This is a genomic window from Candidatus Bathyarchaeia archaeon (assembly GCA_035935655.1).
Lineage (GTDB): Archaea > Thermoproteota > Bathyarchaeia > 40CM-2-53-6 > 40CM-2-53-6 > 40CM-2-53-6.
The window spans coordinates 20,900-31,721 of sequence record DASYWW010000012.1; the positions used below are offsets into that span (position 1 = coordinate 20,900).

The 10,822-nt window shown below is 51.5% G+C and carries 12 protein-coding genes; 7 read left to right on the forward strand and 5 right to left on the reverse strand.

What is annotated here, in order from left to right; translation table 11 throughout:
* Positions 1-191 precede the first annotated feature (191 nt).
* A complete protein-coding gene (locus tag VGS11_01105) occupies positions 192-536 on the reverse strand; it encodes an Lrp/AsnC family transcriptional regulator (GenBank protein HEV2118696.1) in 345 nt (114 codons plus the stop codon).
* Between the two features lie 181 nt (positions 537-717).
* Between VGS11_01105 and VGS11_01110 the strand changes: the two genes are divergently transcribed.
* From VGS11_01110 to VGS11_01125, 4 genes are all read left to right on the forward strand, one after another.
* Positions 718-2,067 carry a hypothetical protein gene (locus tag VGS11_01110; GenBank protein ID HEV2118697.1) on the forward strand — a complete coding sequence of 450 codons (1,350 nt, stop codon included), beginning with the start codon at positions 718-720 and terminating at the stop codon, positions 2,065-2,067.
* Between the two features lie 54 nt (positions 2,068-2,121).
* Positions 2,122-3,213, forward strand: coding sequence for a hypothetical protein (locus VGS11_01115; GenBank protein ID HEV2118698.1), 1,092 nt, complete (start codon positions 2,122-2,124; stop codon positions 3,211-3,213).
* 64 nt (positions 3,214-3,277) lie between these two features.
* On the forward strand, positions 3,278-3,748 hold the full coding sequence (locus VGS11_01120; GenBank protein HEV2118699.1) for a pyridoxamine 5'-phosphate oxidase family protein: 471 nt from the start codon (positions 3,278-3,280) through the stop codon (positions 3,746-3,748).
* Positions 3,745-4,152 (forward strand): hypothetical protein, encoded by a 408-nt coding sequence (locus VGS11_01125; protein HEV2118700.1) that lies wholly within the window; start codon positions 3,745-3,747, stop codon positions 4,150-4,152. Before VGS11_01120 ends, VGS11_01125 begins: the two co-directional genes overlap by 4 nt.
* Here VGS11_01125 and VGS11_01130 read toward each other — a convergent pair.
* The 3 genes from VGS11_01130 to VGS11_01140 are packed head-to-tail and all read right to left on the reverse strand — an operon-like array spanning position 4,131 to position 7,605.
* Positions 4,131-4,748: a hypothetical protein gene (locus VGS11_01130; protein HEV2118701.1), complete on the reverse strand. Its 618-nt coding sequence runs from the start codon at positions 4,746-4,748 to the stop codon at positions 4,131-4,133. The two genes, VGS11_01125 and VGS11_01130, sit on opposite strands and share 22 nt — an antisense overlap.
* Positions 4,745-5,545: a hypothetical protein gene (locus VGS11_01135; GenBank protein ID HEV2118702.1), complete on the reverse strand. Its 801-nt coding sequence runs from the start codon at positions 5,543-5,545 to the stop codon at positions 4,745-4,747. The genes VGS11_01130 and VGS11_01135 overlap by 4 nt, the downstream gene beginning before the upstream one ends.
* On the reverse strand, positions 5,542-7,605 hold the full coding sequence (locus VGS11_01140) for an AAA family ATPase (protein HEV2118703.1): 2,064 nt from the start codon (positions 7,603-7,605) through the stop codon (positions 5,542-5,544). Before VGS11_01140 ends, VGS11_01135 begins: the two co-directional genes overlap by 4 nt.
* 6 nt (positions 7,606-7,611) lie before the next feature.
* On the opposite strand from VGS11_01140, the gene VGS11_01145 reads away from it, so the two are divergent.
* The 3 genes from VGS11_01145 (at position 7,612) to VGS11_01155 (ending at position 10,102) form a co-directional block, all read left to right on the forward strand.
* Positions 7,612-7,860, forward strand: coding sequence for a Gar1/Naf1 family protein (locus tag VGS11_01145; protein ID HEV2118704.1), 249 nt, complete (start codon positions 7,612-7,614; stop codon positions 7,858-7,860).
* A 15-nt stretch (positions 7,861-7,875) separates the two neighbouring features.
* Positions 7,876-8,835 carry a transcription initiation factor IIB gene (locus VGS11_01150; protein HEV2118705.1) on the forward strand — a complete coding sequence of 320 codons (960 nt, stop codon included), beginning with the start codon at positions 7,876-7,878 and terminating at the stop codon, positions 8,833-8,835.
* 391 nt (positions 8,836-9,226) lie between these two features.
* Entirely contained in the window at positions 9,227-10,102 is an 876-nt protein-coding gene (locus VGS11_01155; protein HEV2118706.1) for a sulfurtransferase, read from the forward strand.
* A 50-nt stretch (positions 10,103-10,152) separates the two neighbouring features.
* Here the strand turns inward: VGS11_01155 and VGS11_01160 are convergent, their stop codons facing one another.
* Positions 10,153-10,818, reverse strand: coding sequence for a sulfurtransferase TusA family protein (locus VGS11_01160; protein HEV2118707.1), 666 nt, complete (start codon positions 10,816-10,818; stop codon positions 10,153-10,155).
* Positions 10,819-10,822 lie beyond the last annotated feature (4 nt).

A 10,822-nucleotide genomic window follows, 5' to 3' on the forward strand; every position in this document is an offset into this window, starting at 1 on the left:
TCTCCCCACCCTAGATCTCGCCTGGAAGTCGTTCGCCGATAGTTAGAATAAATCCAGCAAACGCGTCCATCTAAGGCCGTGTTGCGCCTTGAATCGCATGTCTCGGGCGGAATCAGGGCCATGCAGGAAGTCTCCTAAGAGAAAGGGGGGTTATTAGCGATGGGGTCTCACGACGCAAGAGTGGTCGGGAGCTAGTCCGACCATTTCGAAGCCGAGACTATCGGAATCAGGGTTTCCGTGTCGGTGACATCCCCGATTGCTTTGATACGATCAACTATGAACCAGTAGATGCTCTGAGCATCAGGCTCTAGAAGTTTTCTAGGAACCTCGACAACTGCCATAATGTCGTGCCTTCCCGGAATAACGTGAACCTCCTTGACCTCCGCAAGTTTGAACAGTGCGTCGGCGACCTTCGACTCTTTACCCAAGACTGCAGCCACATAGATGAAAGCACGAACATGTCTCTTCATTTCGCCCCTTGGATGATAATGAGCCTCAACCAATTTCAGATATCCCTGAAATCGCGCCTTTGGCAACTCCATATAACCCCTTGGACAAAGGTCACATCAAGTCAGCGCTGAGCTAGATTCGTTAGTCGACATGCCGATAAAAGCGGGGTCGATGCAGTTACGAGCCGAGCCAGGGACCGGTATCGTAGAAATGATTAGGCTTCCTCTTAGAGACCGGTAACATAGGTTAGCCTAGCGAGAGCAAGTTTTGACCCTACCAGAGCAGAAATCTAGATTCTATGTCCCTAGCTCAATCAGACTGCTCCTTTCTCCGGGGGTCCGAGGACACACACTAATCTTCACCACACTCATGGCGTTCTTATTCGCAACCGCGTACGTTGGCGCGACGCTCGGCTTTGCACAAGCGTGGACGATCATCTTCATCGCGGGCGCAAGTACGACGGGAGTATACCTGGTTCTCACCCCATTCGCTTTACTAGAAAAATTCAGAAGTCCAATTCTGTTCTCCAGAATGACCAGACGTGTCATCATACTCGTAATAGCATACGCGCCTATGATCGCCGGCATCGCGTACTGGATCCAACAGGCAGGATCTGTAGAAGCACTCCCAATATTCCCCGCGTTCATCATTATCTTCTACACGTGGATTCTTCTTCAAGCCTACTTCATCGCCACACCTGTTTCCCAGCTCCTCGTCAAAGTAGAGAGAGGCCTAACGGGTGAAGGAAACGCGAGGAAGTTAATGAGGACCCTCGGAATATCAACACTCTTCCTCCCCATCGCACCACTGACCTACGGAACATGGGCAATTTCAAACTGGCTAAGCGCGACCTACCGGAACGTTCAGGGCGCAACCGACAAGATAATCATCTGGACAATGATCGTGACGGTACTCCTCCTCGCAACCTACTTCTTCACCGCACTCTGGGGATGGAGGGTAATAGTACAGAAAAAACCACAAGCAGCGGTTTTCGCTGGCGGAACTTTTCTAGTTCTCTGGGGTTACCTACTATACCGAGCGACAACCATCGCGATCGGTTACATTACTCAAGACCAGCCATCAAATCCCCTTGCCGATAGCGGGTTGATGATAATATCTGTTATCGGCGCGATGCAGACGTTCGCAAGGAAGACGGCAAACCACCCCGACAGACGTTTGAGCCGAATCCTACCCTTCTTAGTATTCGCCTTCGGCTCCGTCTACGCGGTCGCACAATTCTACTTTATCCTACGAGTACCAATAACCAGAATCGATCTCTCGATCATTGTTAACGCCACGGTATTCGCAGCTGGAATTTTCACAATGATGTTCCTTATACGAAGACATCTCGTGGCGGTAGAGTTGAACGCTTACAAGGCCAAGATGGCCGGCCAAAACCCTAACGAGCCTTCCGGTGAGACCACGAGGCCCCATCGCTCATTATTCCGACTTCCGTGGAAGAAAGCGGCCGGAGCACCCGAACCCCAGCTGGAACAGCGGACAGATGAAACGCCTCAGAACGAATCAGTTCCCGAGCAGAATGAATCAGTTGCAGAGCCTGACGATACAGTCGCCCAGCCAGCAGAAGAGGGTACAGACCCAGACCAGGATTACTAGCTCTGGCTAAGCGATCGAAGCCTCTTTTTACCCGCGTGACTCAGTCGTTCTCGAATGTCAACGGTTCAGCTAGCCCAAATCAAAGTTGACTCGAAGACTAACGCGATCCAATCCGAACTCCGGATCGGACAAATGCGGATTCCTCTCCCTAATAGATTTCCTATCAGCCCTGAAAGAAACGCTCTCAAGCCGGCCGGTGTAAAGGATCCGTTACCTGGGGAGGTAGCTGTTCTCGCCAGGCTCGCACCGCCCAACACGATCAAGAGAATTCTAACCCAAGAGGATGCCCTGAAATCCACGGCACGATTCCTATCAAGAGAAACGAGCCCTGACGCTGCTCGCCTCCTCTACCTCGCCTTCAAAGGTGGAGCCATGCTGAAGGACACTCAGGACCTCAAGACAATCCTGGATCTACAATATCTTGCCGGACTTGACATCATTACAGCTCAACATACAGTAGACATGTCTCCAGAGGATTTCGAGGGACAACTACGGTTTGCAGAAAAGTGGATGGAAGAGCGCGGCGTCGAGAAGCCGCTGATGCCGATTATCCAAGCCACTGACAACAAGGACATCGCTGGACAACTCGTTAAGATTGTCGAGAGGCATGAGTCGGCTCAGATCGGGATTGACCTTCGAGGCGCCTTCCACTACCACGCTCTTCGAATAATGGAGGAGTTCAAGAAGCGGAAACCCGAGGTCTGGCTGCATGCCTTCCAGGTACCACCTAAGATCCGATTGGGACGCAGCCCTATGCCTTGCAGCCAAGGAATGATCCTGCCTATGTTCAGCATAGACAGTTTCTCGAGATGGATTGTCCCGCCGCCCCCAACGCCTCTCACGAAAGAGGTCATCAATGTTTTCGATCGAAAGGGTTGGGGAGCTCTGAAAAAGAAAGACTATGAGGAGATAAGAGGAAACTCGACGAACTGCAACTGCGCCGTTTGCCAAGGGAAAGACCTAGAGCCATTCTACGAGGGCAAAGTCTTGGACGTGCTCGCAAAAGCAAAAGTCCACGACCACTTAGCCCAGAGAAAGGAGTTGGAATCCGCTAGGGCTTCCATCAAGAAGGGAGAATTCCTTTCACTCCTGAATTCGAAACAGTACCCCAAAGAATTTCTCAGACAGATCCCGAAAGAAGCATGAATAGTTCAATCGGCGGTCTTATAGCCAAGAGGCTATCAAGGGCGCATGCGCAAGGTCGAGTAGGTTGATCCAAACTCCGACTTGGGTTCAAGACGTCTTCGATCGCTACCTGATCTGTGAATTCACTTCGATAGATAACGGAAAGCCCGTGACATTTCCCCTACTCTTCTTCTACGACAATAACCCACCCAAGTTCGCCGTAACATCTAGCATACTGTTCTCGCGAAAGATCGAACATATGAAGAAAAACCCGAAGGTCTCGCTTCTCTTCTCTAACCCCGAAGGCAGTGGAATAGAGAAGCATGTAGTCCTCGTCCAAGGCGTTGCGAAATGCGATGATTCTGACCTCGACCATGGATGGGAGAGGTATCTTCCCATGTGGCGGAAGAAGGAGCCTTACATCGACGGATTCCTTGCGGCCCGGGAGCGGTTCAGCTGGTTCTGGAAAAGAATTGTAGTCGAAATAGAACCGAAGAAGATTCTGGCATGGAAGAACGGAGACACATCCAAACCCGCGGAGGCAATCAAGGTTTGACAACCTCAAATCTTGTTGACCTTGATAGGGTATCATCGTTCAGATACGGCGTAGTCACATGGATAGACAAAGATGGGTTCCCCTTTAGCGTCGCGACAGACTTTCTTCTGTCCGAGAATGGTGAGATTCTTCTGAAGAAACCCAGCCCTCCCGCAACAATCATGGGGGCTCGTGTTGGGGTTCTCTTCAACCACATAACCGGGATCCCAACGGGCGGCTACACTGACCGCCGCTACATGCTGGTATGGGGCACAGTGAGCGAGGATAAGGGATTCCTGAAACTGCATCCAGAAGAGGTCTCCGAGTGGGACGAGAAAATACTACCTTTCGACAAGCTGTGTGAGGCCGCTGTGCCACAAGCAAAGAGGTACCTAGGGAGTCTTCAGCCTTCCATCGACGCCTGATCCTCTTCAACAGGCTTGCTACTCTCTGCCGCTTGTGCCTTAGATTCGGCAAGGAGCATCATTAGGCTTGGGAGATCCAGTTCAGCACGGGTCCTCCAACCCAGCTTGACAAGACCTTCCTCGTCCTCTTCAAGATAACCAGATCGGAGAAACGTGTCCATTAGGGTCAGTGCTCTCCAACGCCCCGCCTTATTGCCGATGACCGTTTCCAATTCCTTCCTCTCGCTCTTCCCTTGTTTCGATACTACAAGCGCCAAAGCGGCGGCTAAGGCGGCGAGATTGTCGATTCTCCAGCCGCAAAGTCTCGCTTCCTTCGGAGTGAGAGTTCCCTTGAGACGGACGAAATATCGGGATTCTTCTTCCCCGTCGCTTGGTAGAGGTTTGTAATCGGAGAGAGACTGTGGTTCTACCTTCTTGATTTCGAGGTCCAAGTCTTTCAACCCCTCATCTAGCTGCTCTAGGACCTTCGTGTACCCTTTTCCGAGCCCCGTTTTCAACTCCCAAGACCGAGCACCTGGTACTCTCCCTCGTTTGAAGAAGAGGATGTGTGCTGCCCGCTTGACCTTTTCATGGTAGTAGGTTGGCTCGTTTTTCACTTCGCCCGTATCAAAGCCTCCTTTGTTATGGGGATGGGAAAGCTGAGTGCCGATCCTTCTTGGCGGAGCTCAGGTCTTGCTTTCGGCACTAGTAGCATACTAGTCCCCTTCCGTTGCAAGTTTGCATATCCATAGCTGACAAGAAAGCTGACAAGTTGCGCTCGGGTGATAGTGGCAGCGAAGTCGGTCCCCGTGATGAAATTCCAGTAATCCACCTTCCGATCTTCATCGGCTCTGTCCTTGAGCTCCTTCCAGAGATCCTGCATTTTTCTTGTGTAAGCCTTCTCTTCGACTATGCGCGTCCGAGCCAGTTCCCCCAAATTGGCGATACCAGGGTTGTCGAAGGGTCCGAGATGAAGCCTCTTTCTTCGCTCGAAGAAGGAGAGCATCTTATCCCAGAATTCCTTAGCTTCTTTTGTCGAAGCGAGAGTAAGTTGCTCGAGCTCTACTATCGGATGCCATGACAGGAGGAGAAACTCTGCCAATTGTTCTCTCGAAAGGGAATCAAGCTTCTGCTTCACCATAGCAGGATCGACGAAGAGAGCGCTGGACTGGAATCTGAGATTTGCGCTTTGCAATCCTACGACTCTAGCCACGCTCGTGATGGCACGCATGTCCAGTAGGTGGTCATCCAGCGTCCTCAACTGGTTCGAGTAGCGTCTAATGATACGAAGTGCTTCGGTGATATCCAGAAGGAAGGGACTGAACCTGCGGTTCTCTATCGAGATACATGTCTGAACCAGTTCCTCCAGTTCCCGTCTGCCGGATAATCGATGGACCTTCTCCGTCGTGGTCATGCGATCTCCTTAACCATTGAACTACCCTCGACGTTCTGGACTACGATGACATGGACATTGTCCTCGGGAAGGGTCACCTGTCCAGGGGTTATCGCAATGTACTGGCTTGAATCGGTGGCTCGTGATGCAGCGTGAATGAGCTTGGATACGGTTTCCCTGTTTCGCGGGTCCATGTGAACGTCGAATTCGTCGATTGCTCGGAAAGGAGACGAGATGAACTGTTGTAGGGAAAGTAGAAATGCGATCAGTGCAACAGTCCGCTCGCCGCCACTTGGAGCTAGACCGTCCAGCGATACTGGTTCGTTTCCTTTGAATCCTGCATAGAGTTCAAGCCCTGCTTTTTCAATATCTTTGGAGGCTTTGATAACGACTCGTCCATTTGATCCAACTTCAGACAGTAGCGTGTTGTATCTTGCGGAGAGATCCTCCAGCAGCTTGTCCATGACCAGTTTCCATCGGTCAAACCGATCTCTCAGTTCGCCGAGAACTTCCGACCTGTTGTGCTCCACCACCTCGGCTTTCTTCTTTAAATCCTCGTAAAGCTCTCCATAGCTCTTGTACATCTTCTCGACTTCAGCCGAGAGATGAGCTAACGGGCGTAATCGTTCCTGAACGGAAGCGACATCTGGTGAAATCTGTTGGAGGTCTCTAGGACTCTCAAAGACTGGTCCCAGCTGAGAGGCCTGTGTTCGAAGGGGACCGATTTCATCTTCGCCAATCCGAAGTTGGACCTCGAGTTCTTGAACCTCCTGTTCCATTAATGCAAGCTTGAAGTTGCTGACCTCTTTCTTGACTCTGGACTCTATGAGAAGGTCGGTATTCTTGCTGAGTTGCGAGGTTAAGTCGGAAATGCCTGTGCGCACTTTCTCGAAGTCCTGCTCCGCGGTCTTTGCAGTGTTCGAAATTCGCTCCTGCTCGCCGCCAAGATCCGACAACACTTGGCTAAGTTGATTGCTCTCAGACGAGACGCTCACATCGGGAGCCCTTTGCTGAAGCGAGGTCAGATAGTGCTGCTGTGTTCTGAGGAGGTCAGTGGCTTTTGAGATCCATTCTAGTGCGCCTGCTCGAAGCCCTCGACCATGTTCAAGTTTCAGATGTTCTTCCCTAAGTCCCTCAAGTTCTTCGGAGACTTTAGCGAGGTCGATAAGGACTTGTTGGTGTTGTTTATGAGATGTTTCAAACTCCTCTCTCGTTTCATCTATCTTGGCGTGAAGGGAAGAGATTCTGTCTTTCACACGTTTTTGTGAGGATTCTCTTCTGATAATGCGTCTCCAGAGGAGTTCTCTCTGAAGGTCCTTCCACTGATCCTCGAGTTTCCTTTTCAACTCATATTTCTCGTATTCCCGCTGCCAATGCAAATACGTCTCCCTCGTGCCCTCCAGGACCGAAGACATTGTCTCCCGTTCAGTTGTGAGTTTCTGTAATCGAGAGGAAGCGTCGAGCACTTCCCGGCGATACGCTCCAAATCCTACGGCATCTTCCAAGAGAAGAAGCTTGTCAATTGGGCTCACCGAACCGAATCGTCCGACCATAAGCTGGTGCATTATCACAAGCATGTTGTCAGGGTTGAGTCCTATTCTGGAAAGTCCTTCGACCAGGTTTGTCTTACTGATTGGTTTGTTGTTTAGCAAGTAGTGGTAATCTCCAGATCTCTTGAGGACTCGGGTGAGGAGGACCTTGTCTGATCTGGCTTGTGGAAATGGTCGAGCCCCTTTCGGGGCTTCGTTGTCTAGTAGAAGTGAAATGCGGGCTTCTTGTTCATTCCAGCGTATCAGCTCGCTGAGCTTTTTGGCGCGCTCTGTGTATGCTTGGCCCAAGACGACGCTTATTGCTAGGAGTATGGATGATTTTCCTGCGCCGTTGGGTCCTATGATCAGGTTTAGGCCTGGTCGGAGTGGAATGCTGGTGTTCTTGTAGGACATGAAGTTTGAGAGTTGGACTTCGCGGATCAATTTCCGACAAGCAGCCTTGTTGTTGGAGAGTATGGGCCTGGCTGAATTAGAAGTCTTTCTCGTCCAATCAATGTTTATATACGCGATTTGGCATTTTTCGCCTTTCATTGGAGCGTGCCAGGTGCGGGATTAAGACGGCTTGGCAAAGTTCTGCACATGTCTAAAAGCGGTAACCTCATAGTCAAACTCGAGCAGCCACCGGTGCCAGCAGAGCGGACCCGAGTGGTTGACTACAAGATCAAGAAGATAGGGACTGTCAACAATATTCTCGGTCCTGTGAAGAGTCCATATGTCTCCGTAAGACCGGAAGGTGCCGGTGAGGGGTTCTCGGGCAGGGTCTTGTACCTTTTAGAGGATAATTAGGAGAAAAAGGGAGAATTGGTTGAAGAAGTAGGCCAGACGCTAGAGCGGGGAGCAGAGAGCAGTTCGCGAAGGATACGATTGTGTCCGGAGTGTGGTGGTTCACGGCTGATGCGTGACTATGACGCTGCGGAGGTTGTCTGTATGGCCTGCGGATATGTTGTGCAAGAAAAGATTGCTGATACACGGCCTGAGTGGCGCGCGTTTGACGACGAACAGCGAGCGAAGAGAGCGCGCACTGGTGCGCCGATGACGTATACTATTCATGATAAGGGCCTCTCGACAATTATCGACTGGCGTGATCGTCCATCGGGGACGAAGGGCGTCTCGGCCGATCAAAGGATTGAGTTGTACAAGCTGCGGAAGTGGCAGCGACGTGTCCGCGTGTCGGACGCGACGGAGCGGAACCTGGCTGTTGCGTTGTCGGAGCTGAGCAAGTTGTCCTCGGCCCTTTCCTTACCGAAGAATATTCTCGAGACAGCGTCTGTCATTTATCGTCGCGCTATCAAGAGGCGTTTGATCCGTGGTCGATCGATTCACAACGTGACCGCGGCGGCGATCTACATGTCGTGTCGTCAGTGTGGTGTTCCTCGGACTCTGGATGAGATTGCTAGCGTGTCGACGCTGAACAAGAAGGACATCGGTCGGAGCTACCGGTTCATGCTGCGGGAGCTCGGGATGTTTGTTCCTCCGTCTGCGAACAGGAATTATGCGGCTCGGTTTTCGAACAAGCTGACTATCTCGGGGAAGGCGGAGGGTATTGCTATTCGGATTTTGGAGATTGCACGGCAGATGAAGCTGACGAGTGGGCGTGGTCCGGCGGGTATTGCGGCGGCGTCTACGTATATTGCGACGGTGTTGACGAATGAGCGTAAGACGCAGCGGGAGATTGCGGAGATTGCGAACGTGACAGAGGTTACGATCCGGAACCGGTACAAGGAGCTTCTTGAGAAGCTCATGATAGAAGTCCCGATTTAGCCGCGCGAAGGGCGCGGCGAGGGGGACTTGAGTAGGTCCCCTGGGGGGGTCGCTAAAATTCACTGTTTTTGTGGTTTCAGAAACGTGTTTTCAAGTTTATGGGATTTCGAGGTGGCCGATTTCCACGATGCCGATTTTCACGAACTGGTTTTCAGAAGATTGATTGATTTCGGAAAATGGAGTCTAAACAAGTCGGGCTTGGATTCGTCATCAGGGGCTTATTCTGGGCTAAAAAGTGGGGGAGGTGACGTTTGAGCAGTGTAATCGCCTATCACGTAGGAGGTATATCGCCCGTAGAGTTGGTTGGGCCTGAAAGAGAAATATTCCTAGCGGAATAGGACAAGGAAGTAATTAATATGACATACGTTATAGCGCGCGAGCTAGATGACGTATGTCATACGCACACCCCGAAGTATTAGTGAGTAGCGACTGGGTGCAGGAACATCTCAACGATCCGAAAGTGAGAGTCGTCGAGGTTGACTATGACTCGGTTGCGAACTATCAGCTGGGACACGTTCCCGGCGCGGTCCTCTTCGACTGGAAGAAGGACCTCAACCACCCCCTCGAAAGAGACATCCTATCGAGACAACAGCTAGAGCAACTATTTGCAAGATCTGGAATTACCCCAGACACCAAGATAGTCCTATACGGCGACTTCAACAACTGGTTCGCAGCCTACGCCTTCTGGGACCTACAATACTACAACGTCAAGAACGTCGTACTAATGAACGGAGGCCGGAAAAAATGGATCGACGAAGACAAACCCCTGACCAAAGACATCCCAACCTACCCAAGCGCAAACTACAAGGCCTCAGGACCCGATGAAAGCGTCAGAGTCTACTTCAAACAAGCTCTCGACCTCTACCGGAGACCCAACGTGAAACTCGTCGACGTCAGAGGACCAAAAGAATTCACAGGCGAAGTCCTAGCACCACCAGAGTACCCGACAGAGCACGCGCAACGTGGAGGCCACATACCTGGAGCAGTCAACATTCCATGGTCCCATGCCGTCCGAGAAGACGGCACCTTCAAAAGCCCAGACGAACTGAAGAAGCTATACGAGGATAAGGGCATCGTCGCCGGCCGAGACATTGTGACCTACTGCCGCATCGGCGAAAGATCCTCGTTCACCTGGTTCGTGCTAAAGTACCTCCTCGGCTACCCCAACGTGCGAAACTACGACGGGTCATGGACCGAGTGGGGGAACCTAGTGCGAAACCCTATCGAGAAACCAAGCCCGTCGATAGCCCAACCCGTTTCAGCATAAGGAAATGCACCAACAACTCTCTTCCTTTCCCCCTTTTTCGTGCTTTGATGTCAGAGTGCTTTCCGCACGATGAAGTGGAAGAGGTTTCCTTCCTGCCGCCAGTCAACTAACTCGTGACCGGTCTGGTCCGTCCAACGCACCATCTCCACGTAAGAGGTGGGATCATCGGTCACAAGATGAACAACATCTCCTATTGGAACTGTCGCGAGAAGCTCGTTTAGACGGACCAGAACGGCAGAACACTCCATCCCAATCTCAACCATCTCGTGGTCAGGAAAGGCCTTGAAACAACGAGCGTGAAATTCGGCAATTCTTCTCCGGAAAGTCTCTGTCGCACCCGACGCCCCTGATAGGAGGGCCTTCTCTGACTTGAGACTCGATGGTTTCAGCCTGACAATCCATCCATCAGTATATGGTGCGTCGTTGAGAAGTTTCGGTCTCTTGATGATATCACCGTTTACCGCGGAAATGAGCCCTGAAGCGGGCGATCGAATAGGACCAACGAATTTCAGACTTTCAAGGGTACCCAAGCTTCTACCTCGCTCGATTCGTGATCCCGCAGGCCGCAGGCGAGCAGAAGTGAATTTTCCCGCGATCGCGGAGAGAAGACTCGTCACGCCGACAGTTATCTCACCGCTTCTTTCACTCGTTATCCAAGTGTTGCCTTCCAGATCGTACATGAGACCGTCGGGGAAACTGCAATGATCTATCTCCAATTCA